This is a genomic window from Micromonospora sp. DT229 (assembly GCF_049844505.1).
Lineage (GTDB): Bacteria > Actinomycetota > Actinomycetes > Mycobacteriales > Micromonosporaceae > Micromonospora.
The window spans coordinates 134,283-152,408 of sequence record NZ_JBNCLD010000006.1 but is presented as its reverse complement, the minus strand read 5'-3'; the positions used below and the strand labels follow the sequence as shown (position 1 = coordinate 152,408).

General features: G+C 71.3%; 13 protein-coding genes. 5 read left to right on the top strand and 8 right to left on the bottom strand.

Going from position 1 to position 18,126, the window contains the following annotated elements; translation table 11 throughout:
- Nucleotides 1-83 precede the first annotated feature (83 nt).
- The gene (locus ACLQ2T_RS11835) at nucleotides 84-1,235 is read left to right on the top strand and encodes a helix-turn-helix domain-containing protein (protein ID WP_425766053.1); all 1,152 of its coding nucleotides are present in this window, start codon (nucleotides 84-86) and stop codon (nucleotides 1,233-1,235) included.
- 71 nt (nucleotides 1,236-1,306) lie between these two features.
- Here the strand turns inward: ACLQ2T_RS11835 and glgA are convergent, their stop codons facing one another.
- A complete protein-coding gene (gene glgA / locus ACLQ2T_RS11830; protein WP_425766052.1) occupies nucleotides 1,307-2,503 on the bottom strand; it encodes a glycogen synthase in 1,197 nt (398 codons plus the stop codon).
- 71 nt (nucleotides 2,504-2,574) lie between these two features.
- On the opposite strand from glgA, the gene glgC reads away from it, so the two are divergent.
- Nucleotides 2,575-3,807: a glucose-1-phosphate adenylyltransferase gene (gene glgC / locus ACLQ2T_RS11825; RefSeq protein ID WP_327026918.1), complete on the top strand. Its 1,233-nt coding sequence runs from the start codon at nucleotides 2,575-2,577 to the stop codon at nucleotides 3,805-3,807.
- A 108-nt stretch (nucleotides 3,808-3,915) separates the two neighbouring features.
- A complete protein-coding gene (gene pgm / locus ACLQ2T_RS11820) occupies nucleotides 3,916-5,568 on the top strand; it encodes a phosphoglucomutase (alpha-D-glucose-1,6-bisphosphate-dependent) (protein WP_425766051.1) in 1,653 nt (550 codons plus the stop codon).
- 49 nt (nucleotides 5,569-5,617) lie between these two features.
- Here pgm and wecB read toward each other — a convergent pair whose 3' ends face one another.
- The gene (gene wecB, locus ACLQ2T_RS11815) at nucleotides 5,618-6,691 is read right to left on the bottom strand and encodes a non-hydrolyzing UDP-N-acetylglucosamine 2-epimerase (RefSeq protein WP_425766050.1); all 1,074 of its coding nucleotides are present in this window, start codon (nucleotides 6,689-6,691) and stop codon (nucleotides 5,618-5,620) included.
- A 187-nt stretch (nucleotides 6,692-6,878) separates the two neighbouring features.
- Between wecB and ACLQ2T_RS11810 the strand changes: the two genes are divergently transcribed.
- Nucleotides 6,879-9,044, top strand: coding sequence for a bi-domain-containing oxidoreductase (locus ACLQ2T_RS11810; protein ID WP_425766049.1), 2,166 nt, complete (start codon nucleotides 6,879-6,881; stop codon nucleotides 9,042-9,044).
- A 9-nt stretch (nucleotides 9,045-9,053) separates the two neighbouring features.
- On the opposite strand, the gene ACLQ2T_RS11805 is transcribed toward ACLQ2T_RS11810, so the two are convergent.
- Nucleotides 9,054-10,223: a glycosyltransferase family 4 protein gene (locus ACLQ2T_RS11805; RefSeq protein WP_425766048.1), complete on the bottom strand. Its 1,170-nt coding sequence runs from the start codon at nucleotides 10,221-10,223 to the stop codon at nucleotides 9,054-9,056.
- Entirely contained in the window at nucleotides 10,220-12,220 is a 2,001-nt protein-coding gene (locus ACLQ2T_RS11800; RefSeq protein ID WP_425766047.1) for a heparinase II/III domain-containing protein, read from the bottom strand. Before ACLQ2T_RS11800 ends, ACLQ2T_RS11805 begins: the two co-directional genes overlap by 4 nt.
- Before the next feature lie 272 nt (nucleotides 12,221-12,492).
- On the opposite strand from ACLQ2T_RS11800, the gene ACLQ2T_RS11795 reads away from it, so the two are divergent.
- Nucleotides 12,493-13,497 (top strand): glycosyltransferase, encoded by a 1,005-nt coding sequence (locus ACLQ2T_RS11795; RefSeq protein ID WP_425766046.1) that lies wholly within the window; start codon nucleotides 12,493-12,495, stop codon nucleotides 13,495-13,497.
- Nucleotides 13,498-13,507: 10 nt separating this feature from the next.
- On the opposite strand, the gene ACLQ2T_RS11790 is transcribed toward ACLQ2T_RS11795, so the two are convergent.
- Genes ACLQ2T_RS11790 through ACLQ2T_RS11775 form a run of 4 tightly spaced genes read right to left on the bottom strand, consistent with a single transcriptional unit; the run spans nucleotide 13,508 to nucleotide 18,125 of the window.
- Nucleotides 13,508-14,647, bottom strand: a complete 1,140-nt coding sequence (locus tag ACLQ2T_RS11790; protein WP_425766045.1) for a glycosyltransferase — start codon at nucleotides 14,645-14,647, stop codon at nucleotides 13,508-13,510.
- Nucleotides 14,634-15,869 (bottom strand): hypothetical protein, encoded by a 1,236-nt coding sequence (locus ACLQ2T_RS11785; RefSeq protein WP_425766044.1) that lies wholly within the window; start codon nucleotides 15,867-15,869, stop codon nucleotides 14,634-14,636. Before ACLQ2T_RS11785 ends, ACLQ2T_RS11790 begins: the two co-directional genes overlap by 14 nt.
- Nucleotides 15,862-16,968 (bottom strand): polysaccharide pyruvyl transferase family protein, encoded by a 1,107-nt coding sequence (locus ACLQ2T_RS11780; protein ID WP_425766043.1) that lies wholly within the window; start codon nucleotides 16,966-16,968, stop codon nucleotides 15,862-15,864. The genes ACLQ2T_RS11785 and ACLQ2T_RS11780 overlap by 8 nt, the downstream gene beginning before the upstream one ends.
- A complete protein-coding gene (locus ACLQ2T_RS11775) occupies nucleotides 16,965-18,125 on the bottom strand; it encodes a glycosyltransferase family 4 protein (protein ID WP_425766042.1) in 1,161 nt (386 codons plus the stop codon). The genes ACLQ2T_RS11780 and ACLQ2T_RS11775 overlap by 4 nt, the downstream gene beginning before the upstream one ends.
- Nucleotide 18,126 lies beyond the last annotated feature (1 nt).

Genomic DNA, 18,126 nt, shown 5'->3' with positions numbered 1-18,126 from the left:
GCCGCGCTGGCCCGGCGGCGGTACGCCCACCGCGTGGGGGTCGCGGTTCTCGTACTCGTGCTCTTGATGATTTGGATCTTGCGGTGAACGAGTTGCCGGTGGGGCGGCGGGTCGCGCAGTGGCGGGTACGGCGCAACATGACGCAGCAGCAGTTCGCCGACCGGCTCGGCAAGTCCAAAAGTTGGGTCGACAAGATCGAGCGTGGGGCACGTCGGCTGGAACGAGTGTCGAACCTTCGGGAGGTCGCCGACGCTCTTCGGATCGACGTGCAGGTCCTCCTCGCCGAACGGCCCGCGCGGCCGGGACAGGCCGACGCCGGTGTGGAACGGATCCGGGCCGCGTTGGCTCAGTATGACGTGTCGGCCTCGCCCCGGCCGCCCGACGTCGCGCAGCTACGGGCCGGTCTGGAACACGCGAAGCAGAGCTACCGGCACGCGCGCTACCCGGCGTTGCTCACCCTGCTGCCCGGTCTGCTCGACGCCGTGCGGGCCGCCCGCATCGGCCGGGTCACCGACACGCTGCTGGTGCCGGTCTATGGTCTGATCGCGTTGACACTGGTCAAGGTGGATCATGGCGAGTTGGCGTGGTTGGCCGCCGACCGGGGGATGACCGCTGCGCTGGCCACAGAGGATGCGCAGGTGGCGGCCGTCGCCACCGTACCCCTGTGTCAGGCCCTGCGTTGTTGCGACCGCAACGGGGCGGCGTTGCGGGCTGCCGTCGTGGCCGCCCACCGCCTCGGACCCCTCGACCCGGCTGCCCGCTCCGGGTCGCTGCGCGGGACGCTCCTGCTTCAGGCCGCTCTGGCCGCCGCCGTTCGGGCCGACGACCAGAGCGCTCGTGGCCTGGTCGACCAGGCCGTTGAGCTCGCCGACCAGGGGAGCTTCGGCGGTGAGGGGTTCGGCCCGGCGGCGGTGCAGGCGGCCCGCGTGCTCGTCGAGGCCGCGCGTGGAGACCTTCCAGTGGCGACGGTACGCCACGAGCGGCTGCTCACCAGCGACGGCTGGCGGTGGCTACCGCCCGAGCACCGGGCCGCATACCTGCTCGACGTGGCCCGCGCGTACGCTTCGGCCGGCGAGATGTCCCGGGCCGGACGGGCGCTGCTGGCCGCGGAAGGCACCGCGCGCAGCGAGGTGCACGACCGGCCGGCGGCCCGGGACCTGGTGGCCGCCGTGGCCCGGTCTACCGCCGCACCCGCCGCCCTGACCCGCCTCGCGGCCACCCTCCACGTCACCTGACTCGTCACCCGCGACCGATCAGTTAACAGGGGGCCCTTCCGCTACCCGAGGCGTTAACAGGGGGCCCTTCCTTACATCAGTGAGCGGTAGAGGTTGAGGGTGCGGGCGGCTATCGCGTCCCAGGAGAAGTGCTCGACCGCCCGGCGACGTCCGGCCCGGCCCAGGGCGGCGGCGCGGTCGGGGGAGGCCAGCAGCTCGTTGAGCCGGGCCGTCAGGTCGGCCTCGAAACGGGCCGGGTCGGCGGGCGTGCCGTCCAGGCCGGCCTGCTCGATCGGGACCAGCAGGCCGGTCTCGCCGTCGACGACCACCTCGGGGATGCCGCCGGTGGCGGTGGCCACCACCGCGGTCTCGCAGGCCATCGCCTCCAGGTTGACGATGCCCATCGGCTCGTACACCGAGGGGCAGACGAAGATGGTGGCGTGGGTGAGCACCTGGATCACCTCGGGCTTGGGCAGCATCTCGGCCACCCAGATCACCCCGGAGCGGCCCGCCCGCAGCTCGGCGACCAGACCCTCCACCTCGGCGGCGATCTCCGGGGTGTCCGGTGCCCCGGCCAGCAGCACCAGTTGGGTGTCCGGGGGCAGGTCGCGGGCGGCGCGCAGCAGGTGCGGCAGGCCCTTCTGCCGAGTGATCCGCCCGACGTAGACCACGCTGGGCAGGGCCGGGTCGATGCCGAGTCGGGCCAGCACGTCCGTGCCCGGGTCGGGGGCGTACTGCGCGGTGTCGATGCCGTTGTAGATCACGTGCACCCGGTCCGGGTCCACCGAGGGGTACGCGGTCAGCACGTCCCGACGCATCCCCGCGCTGACCGCCACGATCGCGTCGGCCGACTCGTAGGCGGTGCGTTCGCACCAGGAGGAGAGGGCGTACCCGCCGCCGAGCTGTTCGGCCTTCCAGGGGCGCAGCGGCTCCAGGCTGTGCGCGGTCACCACGTGCGGCACCCCGTACAGCAGCTTCGCGGTGTGCCCGGCCAGGTTGGCGTACCAGGTGTGGCTGTGCACCACGTCCGCGCCGGCACACCCGGCGGCCATCTCCAGGTCCACACCCATGGTCCGCAGCGCCGGGTTCGCGCCGGCCAGGCCGGCCGGTTCCGGGTACGCCCGCACTCCCGGCTCGGTACGCGGCGCGCCGAAGCAGTGCACCCGGACCTGGGTCAGCCGGCGCAGCTCCCGGGCCAGGTACTCGACATGCACCCCGGCGCCCCCGTAGACCTCCGGCGGGTACTCCCGGGTGAGCAGGTCGACGCGCAGCGGGATGGAGTCGGTCATGCCCGGCACCCTAGTCCAGAAGTGTGGCCGTACGAGTGGTGAAGCGGCACCGGGATGGATAGCGTCTGGTCATGGCTGAGAAGGTGCTCGCGATCGTCCTGGCCGGCGGAGAGGGCAAGCGCCTGATGCCGCTCACCACGGATCGGGCCAAACCGGCCGTCCCGTTCGGCGGGATGTACCGCATGGTCGACTTCGTCCTCTCCAACCTGGCCAACGCCGGGTACCTCAAGATCGTCGTGCTGACCCAGTACAAGTCCCACTCCCTGGACCGGCACATCACCAAGACCTGGCGGATGTCGACCCTGCTCGGCAACTACGTCACCCCGGTGCCCGCGCAGCAGCGTCGGGGCCCGTGGTGGTTCTCCGGCTCGGCGGACGCGATCTACCAGAGCTTCAACCTGATCTACGACGAGCAGCCCGACTACGTGATCGTCTTCGGTGCCGACCACATCTACCGGATGGACCCACGGCAGATGGTGGAGGAGCACATCGCCTCCGGGGCAGCCGTGACCGTGGCCGGCATCCGGCAGCCGCTGTCCACGGCCGATCAGTTCGGGGTCATCGAGGTGGCCGAGGACGGCCGGCGGATCCGGGCCTTCCGGGAGAAGCCCACCGACGCGGTGGGGCTGCCGGACGCCCCCGACGAGATCTACGCCTCGATGGGCAACTACGTCTTCACCACCCGGGCGCTCGTCGAGGCGGTCGAACGGGACGCCGAGGACCGCTCCAGCAAGCACGACATGGGCGGCAGCATCATCCCGATGCTTGTCGAGCGGGGTGAGGCCAACGTCTACGACTTCCGCGACAACGAGGTGCCCGGCAGCACCGACCGGGACCGGGGTTACTGGCGGGACGTGGGGACCCTGGACTCCTTCTACGACGCCCACATGGATCTGATCAACGTGCACCCGGTGTTCAACCTCTACAACTTCGACTGGCCGATCTACACCGAGCAGCCGCCGTACCCGCCGGCCAAGTTCGTGCACCAGTGGGGGGAGCGGGTCGGTCGGGCGGTCGCCTCGATGGTCTCCCCCGGGGCGGTGATCTCCGGCTCACTTGTGGAGAACTCGATCGTCTCGCCGAAGGTGAAGGTGCACTCCTGGGCACATGTGGACGGCTCGGTGTTGATGGAGGGGGTGGAGATCGGTCGGCACGCGGTGGTGCGTCGGGCCATTCTGGACAAGAATGTCCACGTTCCCGAGGGCGCCGAGATCGGCGTCGATCTGGAACGCGACCGGCAGCGCTACACCGTCTCCGACAACGGCATCGTGGTCATCGGCAAAGGACAAAAGGTGGAACCGTGAGCGCGAGGAGTGAGCTTGCGAGCCCCGCAGTCGCGAACGAAAGGTCAGCCCCGTGAGCGCGAGGAGTGAGCTTGCGAGCCCCGCAGTCGCGAACGAAAGGTCAGCCCCGTGAGTGGTGGTAGTCACCCGCGTGCCGGGCAGCCGGCCGAGCCCGGCGACCTGGTGGACGTGCCGCGACTGCTGACGGCGTACTACGCCGAGCATCCGGATCCCGCCGACCCGGCCCAGCAGGTCTCCTTCGGCACCTCCGGGCATCGGGGGTCGAGTCTGCGGAACGCCTTCAACTCCGACCACATCCTCGCCGTCACCCAGGCCCTGTGTGAGTACCGCCGGGCCAACGGCATCGACGGCCCGCTCTTTCTCGGCCGGGACACCCACGCGTTGTCCGCTCCGGCTGCCGTGGACGCCCTGGAGGTGCTGGCCGCCAACGAGGTCACCGTGCTGGTGGACAGCCGGGACGGCTACACCCCGACGCCGGCGGTGTCCCACGCGATCCTGACCCACAACCGGGGCCGCACCACCGGGTTGGCCGACGGCATCGTGATCACCCCCTCGCACAATCCGCCGGAGGACGGCGGGTTCAAGTACAACCCCACCCACGGGGGTCCGGCCGACTCCGACGCCACGAAGTGGATCCAGGACCGGGCGAACGCGATCCTCGCCGCCGGGGGCAAGGAGGTGCGCCGCATCCCGTACGCCCGGGCCCGCGCGGTCGACACCACCGGCCGGTACGACTTCCTCGGTGCGTACGTCGACGACCTGCCGGCGGTGCTGGACCTGGACGTGATCCGGACCGCCGGGGTCCGGATCGGCGCGGATCCGCTCGGCGGGGCCAGTGTGGCCTACTGGGGTGAGATCGCCGACCGGCACCGCCTGGACCTCAGGGTGGTCAACCCGATCGTCGATCCGACCTGGCGCTTCATGACCCTGGACGGGGACGGCAAGATCCGGATGGACTGCTCCTCGCCGAACGCCATGGCCTCCCTGATCGCCATGCGCGCGGACTACCAGGTGGCCACCGGCAACGACGCCGATGCGGACCGGCACGGCATCGTCACCCCGGACGCGGGCCTGATGAACCCGAACCACTACCTCGCGGTGGCGATCGCCCACCTGTTCGGTACCCGGGAGCAGTGGGGTCCGGCCGCCGCGGTCGGCAAGACCCTGGTCTCCTCCTCGATGATCGACCGGGTGGCGGCCGATCTGGGGCGTCCGCTGCTGGAGGTGCCGGTCGGCTTCAAGTGGTTCGTTCCCGGGCTGCTCGACGGTGCGGTCGGTTTCGGTGGGGAGGAGAGCGCGGGGGCCTCCTTCCTGCGCCGGGACGGTGGCACCTGGACCACCGACAAGGACGGCATCCTGCTCTGCCTGCTGGCCGCCGAGATCATCGCCATGACCGGCCGTACGCCGAGCGAACACTGGGCCGAGCTTGCCGAACGCTTCGGTGCCCCCGCGTACGCCCGGATCGACGCACCGGCCACCCGGGAGCAGAAGGCCGCCCTCGGCAAGCTCTCCCCGGAGCAGGTACGCGCCACCGAGCTGGCCGGGGAGCCGATCACGGCCACCCTCACCCGGGCACCCGGCAACGGGGCCCCGATCGGTGGGCTGAAGGTGACCACGGCCAGTGGCTGGTTCGCCGCCCGCCCTTCCGGCACCGAGGACGTCTACAAGATCTATGCCGAGTCCTTCCAGGGCCCGGAGCATCTGGCCCGCATCCAGCAGGAGGCGAAGGACGTGGTCGACTCGGTGCTGACCGGCTCCTAGGGACGCCGATGGCCCAGCCGGTGACTGAGCCGGTGGCCGGGTCGGGGTCTCAGCGGGAGCCGACGAACTCGGCGATCACCTCGGCGATGCGTTCCCCGGCCCGCCCGTCCCACAGCGGCGGCACCGGCCAGTCGGCGGTCCGCCGATCCGCGGCCAGCAGGGCGCGTACCTCGTCGGCCAGGCCGGCCCGGGTCACCAGCCGGTTCGTGCCGTGGGTGATGGTCACCGGGCGTTCCGTCTCGGCCCGCAGGGTCAGGCAGGGCACCCCCAGCACGGTGGTCTCCTCCTGGACTCCGCCGGAGTCGGTGAGGACCGCCCGGGCGCCCTGGATCAGGCCGAGGAACTCCAGGTAGCCCTGGGGGTCGACGACCCGGATGCCGGGATGGGGGAACAGCCCTGCGGCGGCCAGGCGGTGCCGCCCGCGCGGGTGCAGCGGCAGCACGACCTCGATCTGCTCGGCGACCCCGTGCATGGCCTTGGCCAGTTCGGCGGCGTCGGCGGCATCGTCCACATTGGCCGGTCGGTGCAGGGTGGCCACCACGTACCGTTCGGAAAGGCCCAGTTGGTCGCGGATGGTCGCTGGCTCGACCCGATCCCGGTTGGCCAGTAGCGTGTCGATCATCGGGTTGCCGACGAAGTGCACCTTCTGCGCGGCGATCCCCTCGTTGCCCAGTTGTACCAGGGCCTCCGGGCTGGTGGCGAAGAGCAGGTCGGACAGCCGGTCGGTGACCAGTCTGTTGATCTCCTCCGGCATGGCGCGGTTGAAGCTGCGCAGCCCGGCCTCCACGTGCGCCACCGGAATGGCGAGCTTCGTGGCGACCAGGGTGGCCGCCAGGGTGGAGTTGACGTCACCGTAGACGACCACCAGAGCGGGCCCGGTGTCCTGGAAGTAGGTCTCCAGCCGGGTCATCATCTCGGCGGTCTGTCGGGCGTGGCTGCCGGAGCCGACGGCCAGGTTCTCGTCCGGCTCGGGTAGCCCCAGTTGCCGGAAGAAGACCTCGGACATGCGTTCGTCGTAGTGCTGGCCGGTGTGCACCAGACGTTGCGCGACGCCGTGCCGCTCCAGCGCCCGGATCACCGGCGCCGCTTTGGGAAAGTTGGGCCGCGCGCCCGCGATGTGCACCACGCTGGGGGTAAGCAAATATTCCTCGCCTGATTCGGATGCTATTGATCGAAGACGCGCCAATAATACAAAGATATCCCCCTTTGATAGGGGTATTCGCCGTACAGTGCGAGCGACGGAGGCGTCGCCGCCGGAAGGGGTGGCTGGCGGCAGGACGCCAGTGGTTCTCCCTCCGAAGGCAGGTCCCGTGAAGCAGGTCGTCCAGTCCGTGTCCGGTGGCGAGGTCCGGATCGTGGAGGTTCCGCAACCCGAACCGACCGCCACCGAGGTGCTCGTGGCCGTACGCCGGTCCCTGCTCTCCGCCGGGACCGAACGTGCCGTCCGCGAACTGGCGTCGGCGAGCCTGCTGAGCAAGGCACGGGCCCGACCGGACCTGGTTCGTCAGGTCGTGCACAAGGCCCGCACGGACGGGCTCCGCACCACCATCGCGGCCGTACGCGGTCGACTCGACGAGGACATGCCGCTGGGGTACAGCGCGGCCGGGGTGGTCGTCGCCGCCGGTGTCGCCACCGACGGTCTGCGGCCGGGCATGCGGGTGGCCACGGCCTCGGCCGGGCACGCCGAGTACCAGACGGTGCCCGGCCTGCTCGCGGTCCCCGTACCCGATGGGGTGTCGGATCAGGCCGCCGCCTTCGGCGCGGTGGCGGCCATCGCGATGCAGGGACTGCGGCAGGCCGAGGTGGGGGTGGGCGGCACGGTCGCCGTTGTCGGCCTCGGCCTGGTCGGGCAGTTGACGGTCCGGTTGGCGCTCGCCTCGGGGCTTCGCGTCATCGGTGTCGACCTGCGCGAGTGGACGGCCGAACTGGCCACCAGCGGTGGTGCGACCGGCCTGGTCGAGGCCGGCGCGGCGACCACCGAACAGATCATGGAGCTGACCCGGGAGCGGGGCGTCGACGCGGTCCTGATCACCGCGGCGACCCGCTCCTCGGGGCCGGTCACCCGCAGCGCGGAGATCGCCCGGGACCGCGCCCGGCTGGTCGTGGTCGGCGACGTCGGGTTGGAACTCGACCGGCGGGCGTTCTACGAGCGGGAACTGGACCTGCGGTTCGCCCGCAGCTATGGTCCCGGCCGCTACGACCGGGCCTACGAGCAGTGGGGCGTCGACTACCCGGCCGGGCACGTGCGCTGGACGGCGCGCGGCAACATCGAGACCTACCTCGACCTGGTCGACAGTGGTCGGGTCGCGGTCGACGACCTGGTCACCCACGTGTTCGAGGTGGCGCAGGCGACCGCGGCGTACGAGGCGCTGGCCGCCGATCCACGCTCGCTCGCGGTGCAGCTCAGCTACGCGGCCCCGACCGAACCCCGCGCCGACGCGGTGCTGCTGCGTCCACGCCGTGCCTCGTCGCGGTCCCGGGCCGGGCTGATCGGCGCCGGGCTGTACGCAAAGGCCACGTTCCTGCCCGCGCTCAAGGCCGCCGGCTGGGCGGACGACCTCGCCGCCGTCACCTCCGCCAAAGGGCTGTCCGCACGACATCTCGCCGAGCGCAACGGCATCCCGCTCGTGGTCGGGACCGCAACAGAGCTGATCGGTCGGGACGACATCGACATGGTGTTCGTCCTCAGCCGGCACGACTCGCACGCCGACCTGGTCCGGCAGGCGCTGGACGCCGGCAAGCACGTGTTCGTGGAGAAACCATTGGCGTTGACGCAGGAGGAACTCGACGAGGTCGGCGCCGCCTACCACCGCAACTCCGGTCACCTGTTCGTCGGCTTCAACCGGCGGTACGCGCCGATGGTGGGCCACGCGAAGAAGATCCTGGCCGCCGGTGGCGGGCCGGTGACAGTCGCGTATCGGATCAACGCGGGACGGTTGCCCGACTCGCACTGGTACCACGACCGACGGCAGGGCGGCCGGATCCGTGGCGAGGTGTGCCACTTCATCGACCTGGCCTCCTGGCTGGTGGGGTCGGCACCGAGGGTCGTGCACGCGTACGGCAGCGGACGGGGTGAGCCGGGGCTGGAGGAGGACGTGAGCATCCTGCTCGGATACCCGGACGGCTCCACCGCGACGATCACCTACTGCACCGGCGGTAACCGGAGCACCCCCAAGGAGCGGGTGGAGATCCTCGGCCGTGGGCACACCGTACTGATCGACGACTTCCGGCGGCTGGAGGTCGACGGCCGGGAGGTGCGGCGGGTGGCCGCAGGCAAGGGACATCAGCAGTTGCTCGCCCTGGTCCGGCAGACGATCGTCGGGCACCGGTCCGACGAGCGGGAGATCGAGGCCTCGTTCGTCAGCACCCGGACGGCGCTGGCCGCGGTAGCGGCGCTGACCGGCCTCGCCGAACAGCCGTCGATTCCGCCCACGCGGGCGGGCGACGGCTTCAGCGTGACGTCCCGCTCGGCTTGAGATGTGGAATCAGCGTTCGACGAGTGGGGCGAGCAACTGCCCGAGGGCGTGTGACATCGCGGTACGCGACTGGTTGGCGCGGATCCAACGCCGGCCGGACGCGCCCATCTTCGTCAGCTCGTCCCGGCCGGCCCCAGCCATCTGAGTGAGACCGTGTGCGAGTTGACCGGGCGAGGTCACGTAGCCGCAGCCGGCGCCCAGGACCAGGTCGCCGACCACGCCCGGACTGTTGGTGACCACCGGCAGCCCGGCGGCCAGGTAGTCGAACACCTTGTTGGGGCTGACCGCGGAGCGGAACAACTCGACGTCGGCCAGGACGTGCACGCCGACGTCCGCGGCGTGCAGGAGATCGGGCACCTCGGTCTTCGGCACGGGATCAAGAAAGCGGAGATTGTCGATTCCGGTCGCCGCAGCTCGCAGCCGCTCCTTCTCCACACCCGAGCCGACCAGCACGACGTCTATCTCGGGCACCGATCGGGCGGCGTCCAGAAGCTGATCCAGTCCGTTGGCCGGGCCGTGCGCGCCGGCGTAGACGGCGGTCCGGCCGGTGAATCCGTACCGCGCCCGCAGCGTGTCCCGGTCGGCGCTGGGCACGAAGTCGTCCGGGTCGGCGGCATTGGGGATGTAGGCGATCTTCTCGGGCGCCACCCCCTGCGCCGCGACGACCTGCACCACGTCGGGTGCCATCACGACGACCCGGTCGGCCCGCAGGTAGAGGAACCGTTCCAGCCGCGCCAGCGCCCGGTACGCCAACGACGTCTCGGACAGCACTCCCATGTCGACGAGGAAGCGGAGCCACAGGTCCCGGATCTCCAGCACGAACGGGGTACGGCGCAGTGCCGCGACCGCCCAGCCGGTCAGCCCGGCCAGCAGGTGCGGCGAGGACGCGTACACCACGTCGGGCCGGGGTTGCCGCAGGCCGGCGATCGCCGCGGTCACCGTGTAGCTGACCCAGTTGAGTACGCGGTCCAGACCGTTGCCCCGGTACGGGGTCACCGCGACCGGGTGGAATCCCGGCTCCGCGCGCTGCGGCAGGCCGGTGATCAGGTTGCGCCGACCGGCGATGATCACGTAATCCCAGCCGGGTAGCCGGCCGAACATCTCGACGTGCCGGGTCCCGCCGGGATAGCCCCGGGGCACGGCGAACTGGTTGAACACAGCGATCTTGCGAGTGGTCATGTCGGCACTTCCCGGTGCTGGACCTCCCCGGACAGGAGGTCGGTGACGGCGAGCGAGGCGCTGGTGGGCTGCCAGGTCACCGCGAATCCGAGACCGTCGAGCGCGTGCGCCTGCGGTGTTCCGGGCACCGCGCCGAGCCCCCAGACGGTGGTGTCGGCCCGGTCCTCGACGGTGATCCAGGTCGCCGGTTCCCAGGATCCGTAGGTGTGGCTGTGCCAACCCGCGAACGGCGTCGACCGTCCCCGCACCGGCGTGTGCCCGCGCAGGCCGAACAGGTCGACCTTGGTCCCGCCGCTGACCAGGGTGTTGTCCTCGATCGTGACGTCGGGGTGCAGCGGTACGGTGAGCGACCACGTCCGGCCGGCGGCCGGCTCGTCGGCGAACTCGACGATCGCCACGTACCCGTCGGCCACCACCACCGCTCGGCCGACGCGTACCGGTCGCGGACCTCGCGCGTACGCGTCGTGCCAGCCGAACAGGATGGTGCGGTCCGCCAGCACGAGGGGCGCTCCGAGGTGCCCGGACGCGGCGTGCAGCCAGCGGAACGCGCGGTGTGGCACGAGCTGGTCCTGACCGTCGGGTCGGCGCACCGGGTGGGCAGCGGAGGTACGCAGTCCGTTGCGGACGGTCAGCGGCCCGTTGTAGGTGCCGGTGCCCGGGTCCGCGATCAGCCACCGACCGTCGTGCTTGACCCAGACGGAGGTGAGGTCGGCATGTCCGTGCGACGGCCCACCGGCCACCTTGAACCAGACCTGCCACGGACCCCGGCTGACGTACCCGATGCCCCCGGAGACCACCGCACCCGGCCGCCCGGCGGCGCGGGTGGTCGTGGCGGGCGCGGTGGCCTCCGGTGGGGCGGGCGCGTACCAGGCCAACTCGTCGTAGTCGGCGTACCACTGCGCGGGCACCTGTTCGCCGCTGAGCACCAGCCCGAGCGCGACCGAGCCGGCCACGTCGAGCGGGTCGCCGGAGGACGCCAGCACCCGTCCCTCGTCCCAGTCGCCGTACTGCGGGAGTTCGCCGTCGAACACGCCGAGCCGGGCCAGGTGCAGGCTGGCCGAGTGCAGGTCACGTCGCAGCTGTGCCGGTGCGTTGCCGAGCAGCACCCGCACGATGAGCATCTCCAGGACGAACCGGTGGTACGACAGCGAGTCCTCGATCATCCGGCCGTCCGGGGCGAGGTGCCGGTGCCACTGGGCGGCGAACATCCGCTCGCCGGTACGCGCCCAGCGGGTCGCGTGTCGTGCGGTGGGGAACATCCGTGCCAGCAGGATGAGCCCGAGCGCGTCGCCGAGCATGTGGTTGTTGCGCATGCTGCTCACCGTGTACGGCAACTCGATCATCAGATGCCGGGCGCTGGCCAGCAGCAGCCGTTCGGTGGCGGTCACCACCTCGACCGGGATCCGCTCGCCGACCAGCGCCAGGACCTGGCTCCAACTGATGGCGCGCAGCGCGAGTTCGAGGCTGGAATGCCAGTGCACGCCCTGTTCGGGTGGGCACTGTTCGTGCCAGGAGCGCAACAGCCCGGTGAGTTCGTCGCACCACGGGCCGTCCGGGTCGAGGCGGGCCGCGCGGGCCAGCACGACCAGGTCGCGATGCCGTCCCGCCTCCCAGCTGTACTTGACGTCGGAGAGCCGGGCCTCGGACCGGATGTCGATGCGCCACCACGGTTCGTGCGCCGGCCACGACCGTCCGGTGAGCGGGTCGGTGGACCAGTCGGCCGTCACCCCCGTCGCCGCCCGGTGCCCGAAGACGCGGAGCCCTTCCTGCCGTACGCGGCGGGCGTCGTCGAGACATCGCTGCCGGGCCTTGAGGCCGGCCGGCACGCTGGTGGTCAGCGGCACCACGGTGGCCCGGTGGTGCTGCGGTGGCGCACCGCGGAACAGCACCTGATGGAAGCCGCTTCGTTTCGACAGTTCGTACGCGGCGCGCAGGGGTGCGGCGCGGCCCAACGTCCGCAGGTCCGCGACAATCGTGCGCGGAACCGGTCTCCTCATCAGTTCTCCCTCCGCAACTCGCCCGGGCCGACGCGGGCCGATACGGCGCTGTCCCGCGAAACTGCGCGCCAGACGATTAACGGCGAGAATCAGTGGCGAGTTACGTACGCCGACAGAAAGGGGATCTGGCCAGGCCAGGCCGGTACGGGGCACACCGGTAACCGGTCGAATTCTCGATCGTTCCTCCTGTGTCTCCGCAGTGCGGACGCCCGACTGCATGTTCCGTGATTAATTCGCGTACGGCTGAGGAATTGTCGATCGGGGGCCAATTCGTGAACAAGGTGGTCGACCTGTCCGGCGGTCCCTCCGGCGGTTCGGGACGCTTCCGGGAACAGTGCCTGCGCTACCTGGCCGAGCCGGACTCCGCACCGGTGCGGGTGCTCGGGGCCGACCGGCGGGTCACCGCCCGTTGGCTGCTGCGGCGGGAGTTGATGGTGCGCTCCGCCACCCGCGTCGTGTCCACCAACAACGTGGGGTTCGCGACCGGCCGGGGGGTGCGCGTCACGCTCGTCCGCAACGCGAACCACTTCCTCACCGAGCAGGAGTGGGCCCGGAGCAAGCGGTACTTCCGGCCGGGCTTCGCCGCGCAGATCGCCTGGGTACGCGCCGGTCTGCGCCGCGCCGACGTCATCGTGGTACCGAGTTCCTCGATGGCCGAGCGGGTCGGGCACGTGCTGCCCGGCGTGCGGGACCGGGTGGTCGTGCGGTTCCATCCGCTGCGCCAACCCGGCCGGACGGCCGGTAGCCCCGACGAGCAGTTCCTGCTCTGCCCGATCGTGGACTCGCCGTTCAAGCGGATGCGTGTGCACCTGACGGAGTTGGCGCGGGTGCTGCCGTCCGGCGTGCGGGTGGTCTCCACCATGCGGCCGGACACCGCCCCGCCGGAGCTTCGCGACGACCCGCGGTTCCAGTTCGTGGGGGTCCTCGACCGCGATCGTCTCGCCGAGTACTACGCCCGGTGTGCTGCCGTCTACTACCCGACGGCCGTCGAGTCGTTCGGATACCCGCTGGCCGAGGCCCGATCGGCCGGCATCCCGGTGATCGCCCAGGACAGCGCGCACAACCGCGAGATCGCCGCGCTGGCGCTGCATCCCTTCGATCCGGGCCGCAGCGCGAGCCTGCGCGATGCCGTCGAGGCCGCGCTGTACGCCGTACTCACACCGGATCCGGAGCCCTTCGCCGCGGGCTCGTACTTCGACTGGCTCTTCGACCACCGCACCCCGGTCGGCAGCGTGCGGGCCGGTCAGGGCGAGTTGGCGCGGGACGTGCCGGCCTGACCGGCGCCGGTCACCGTACGCTCGTGGCCCGGGCCCACGGCGGCACCGGCCTCGGCGCGCCGTCGCGCAGATGGGCGACGACGTCGAGCAGGTACCGGGCGCCTCGTTCGGGGGCGAGATGCGCCGTCGCCCACCGGATGCGGGCCGCCCGTTCCTCGTCGTCGACCCGCCCGTGGCCGGCTGACGCGGTCAGGGCCCGGGTCAGCGAGGTCACGTCACCTGCCGGGAAGACCCGGCTCCGCTCGTCGGCGACGACGAGATCCTGGGCGCCACACCGATCGCTGGCCACGACCCGGGTACCGGCCAGCAGCGCCTCGTTCACCACCGCACCCCAGCCGTCGTACCGGCTCGGCAGCACGAGGATGTCGCTCGCGCCGACGATGTCCCGGGCCGTGGCGTTGCCCACCCGCCCGTGCCAGCGGATCCGGCGGTCGATGCCGAGCCGGCGGGCCAGCGCCATGGCACGCTCCCGCAGCGGCCCGTCGCCGACGACGTCCAGCGTCCAGTCCCACGCGAGCCGGGCCAGAGCGGTGAGCAGCAACTCCGGCTGCTTGCCCCGGTTGACCGAGCCCACGAAGACCAGTCGTACCGCGTCCCGGCCCGCTGCGGCGGCATCGCCGCCCATCCCGTCGTGCCCATCGACGAAGTACCCGAACCGGAACACGCGCGTGGCCGGGAAGCCGACCCGGACGTACTGCTGCTGTCCGAGCGGCCCGGTGGTGAGCAGGAAGTCGACGCTCGCGCGCAGTCGGCGTGCCGCGGCCCGGTATCGCAGCGGCCGCAACCGGCCCCGCCAGCCCGCCGGGTCCCACGGCTCGGCGTAGACGCCGACGAGAGTGTCACCGTGGCCGCCCATCGACAGCAGGGATCGGGTGGTCGCGGGATAGGCGCCGAGCCCGGAGAAGACGTGCACGCCCCCGGCCAGGCTCGCTTCGAGTCGCCTGCGCTCGGCCTGGTCGGGGGCGACGACCAGGGTCGCCGCGCCGTAGTCCGGCAGGTGCCAGCCCAACTGCTGACGTCGGGGGGGAAGGCCGAACTCGGTGATGACGACGACCCGGGCGGGGGTCTGCCGGGCGAGCGCCCGCATCAGGGGCGCCTGGTGTATCGACGGTGTGTTCTGCCAGAAGACGATCGGGTCAGACGACGGCATAGCTGCGTTCCCTGGTGGTGGCCGGCATCGGCGTACGAGCGGCGTGGCGGGGGACCGACGGCGGCGGTGTCTCGCACTTCGCCAGGGCACACCAGACGGCCACGAAACACATCGTCATCGGCCCGACCGGTGACAGCAGCCAGCCTTCGGAGAGGCTGTGCACGACCATCACGCCGCCGAACAGCAGGGTCTGCCGGCCGACCTTCGCCGAGTAGTAGACGATCACCGCGTACATGGCGGCCACCAGGAGGCCACCGGCGAGCCCGGCGTGCACGAGGGCGCGCAGCGGAGTGCTCGCCACCTGCACCAACTCGTTACCGAACCCGATGCCCCGCCACCCGCTGTCGGCCAGGACCGTCATCGTGTACGCGTACGAGTCGTGCCGCGAGTTGTTGAACCGCAGGATGGCCAGGTCGCTGTCCGTCATCCAGGCCGGGTTGCTCAGCAGCAGCACGAGGCCGGTCGCCCCGAGGAGGATCCACAGCGCCCGCAGCCGACTCCGCCTCAGCGCGAGATGCGCCGTCACCAGCAGCACCGTCGCGATCAGCGAGGAACGGCTGGCCGTCCAGACCAGAGCCGCCCCGGTCACCGCCCCGACGGGCAGCATCCAGAGGCGGAACGTGCGGTACGACAGCAGCAGCGCGAAGACCATCACCGCGTAGAAGCCGAGCAGGTTGGGACTGCTGACCAGACCTCTGAGCCGCTCACCCAGGATCCCGTCGCCGGCCCGGACGATGCCGAACACGACGCTGCCCGAGATCGCCAGGACGAGCGCGATGAGGATCCCCGCGCGGATCTGCGGCCCGCTGATGCGCCGCGCGATCAGCGAGCCGTACACCACGGTCAGCACCGCGCCGGCACTGTAGAGCAGCAACTCCTGGTACATCCCGTGGCCGATGGTGGCGAACGCCAGGTACGCCACGATGGTGGCGGCCAGGACCCGGACGAACCGACCACACCGGGCCGCCAGAGCGGGATCCTCGCTGTGGTCCTGACCGGCCGCGCTCCAGATGAACCGGGCCAGCACGAGGACGCCGGCGACCCGGACCACCTCGGAGAACCCGGTGTTGGTCGAGCGTTCCACATAGGTCGACGAACACAGCACCAGACCGATCGAGATGGCGATCATCGGGGTGGCCGGGATGCGCAGCACGCTGAACAGGAACAACACCACCGTGCCCGCCAGTACGACGTCCCAGGCGATGCCGATGCCGCTATCCATCGAGCGTCCCGTACGCCTCGAGCGCCGCCAGGCCGATGGCCGCGCGACGGTCCGTCACCTGCTCGGCGAGCGTCTTCATCACGCTCTCCCGTTCGTCGTAGAGTTGATGTGTCATCGCGGCCAGGGCACCCCCGGTCGCCTCCGAGGTGCGGATCGTCCAGCGTCCCGCCCCCACCGACTCCTGGAAGTCCCGACACTTCGGGCGGTACTCCAACGCGATCGAGGGCGTGGCCACGCAGGCGGCCCCGACGACCGCGTGCAGCTTCTGGGCGACGAGGATGTCGATGTTGCGCATGACCCGTCGCATCGCGCCGGCGGTGCGCAGCTGTGCGGCCAGGACGGCCGGGCAGCCCAACTCGTCGGCCACCGACGCGGTGAGTTCGTCGTCGCGGTCCCAGACCGAGATGAGCAGCACCTCCACACCGCGCTCGCGCATCCTGCGGCCGTACGACACCACGGCGCGGACCAACTCGGCCGGGTCGCGTTGCCACTGGTTGCCGGTGATGCCGAGGTTGATGCCGATCCGCCCCAGGGCGGGCCGGTGGCGCAGGTCGGCGTCGAGCGCGAACAACAGCACCGGATCGCCGCTGATCTCGGCGTCGACACCGACCTCCCGCAGCAGGTGCCGGGACAGCGGCCCGCGCACCCACACCTTCGGCATCCTGCGCAGCAGCGGCACCCACGCCCGCAACTCGCGGTTGTCACCCGGGATGCCGGTGGACGGCATGACCGGGTCGTCGACACCGGTGCCGATGTTGACCACCGGCAGCGCGTCCAGCAGGCGCAGACTCGATTCCAGACCCCGCCGGAAGCTGGGCGAACCGATCAGCGTGCCACCACCCAGGACCGTCCCGCGCAGCTGCCGACGCCGTACGGCGCGGGCGCCGGCCAGCGCGGGAACGGTGTGCACCTGGCGTAGCGGGATGTCGGGCAGCGCATGCTGATGCGCCCAGTACAGGAGGTTGTCGCCGAGGTTGAGGTTGCCCGGTACCCGTGGGCCGACGTACACGCAGGTTCCCGCCTCGGTCCCGTTGAGGCGGGCGGTGTCCTGCGCGTACGTGATGAGCCGGCGACCCAGTCTGCGTACGGTCGGCGTCACGATGCCGTCACCGCCTTCTTGTTCAGCACGGAATGGGTGAGCACGTCGACCAGGGACTCGGCGTGGGCCTGCCAGGTGCATCCCTCGGCGAGGGCGTGACCGAACGCGACGGCCTGCTCGTACTGCGCCGGCGTCGACAGAATCGCGTCGGCCTTGGCGAGCAGTTGCCGACTGTCGTCCGGATCGTGCAGATACCGGTCGTCGTCGATGAGTGCGGCGAGGCCGGCGGAGCGGGACACCAGCGTCGGCACGCCCACGGCCATCGCCTCCAGATAGACACAGCCGAACGCCTCGGTACGCGACGGCAGGACGAACAGGTCGGACTCGCCGAGCACCTTCGCCACCTCGGCGGGAGCGACCCGGCCGGTGAAGTGGATCCGGTCGCCGTGGCCCAACTGGTCGCGTAGCCCTTCCAGCCGGTGCCGCTCGGGTCCGTCGCCGACCACCCACCAGCTCGCCGCGGGCCACCTGTCCCGGATCGCGGCGAAGGCCCGCAGCAGGGTCTCCTGGTTCTTGTTCGTGTCCACGTTGCCGACGGTGACGAAACGGGGGAAGTCGTCGGCATCCAGGCGCTGGGAGGCGGACCCGGCGCGCGGGGCGAAGGCGTCGAGCAGCACCCCGTTGGGCACCACGTGGCACCCGGTCCGAAGCTCGGGTGGCAGGTCGTCGACGATGTCGGGACCCACCGCCACCAGCGCCTTGGCCCGCCGCAACGAGCCGGCGATGATGCTGCGTCGCACCGGGTCGGTGCGCGCGCCGGAAGCCGTCATCGGGGCCCGCCCGTGCAGCACCACCACCACCATCGGCGCCACGACGCGGCGCAGCAGGCTGCTCGCCCACACCCCTTCGGCCAGCACGGCGTCGACCGGCGCGGACCACAGGCGTCCGCCGTGCACCAGCGACGCCAGGTGGTGCGCGCCGAGAATCCGACGCCGGGTGTGCGGGACCGCCGTACGGTCGGCCGGGTCGATCTCGTGCATCCGCGCGGTCAGGCCGTCGCGGGTCAGCTTGAACACCCGGATCCGTACGCCTAGGTCGCGCAGGGCGTCGCACTGGTTGGCGACGAACGTGCCGTCCCACGGCCGCTCGGGTTCGGGATACCAGGGTGTGAAGACCGCGACCGTCAGCTGGCGGTCCGCGGCGGTGCGTACGGTCACG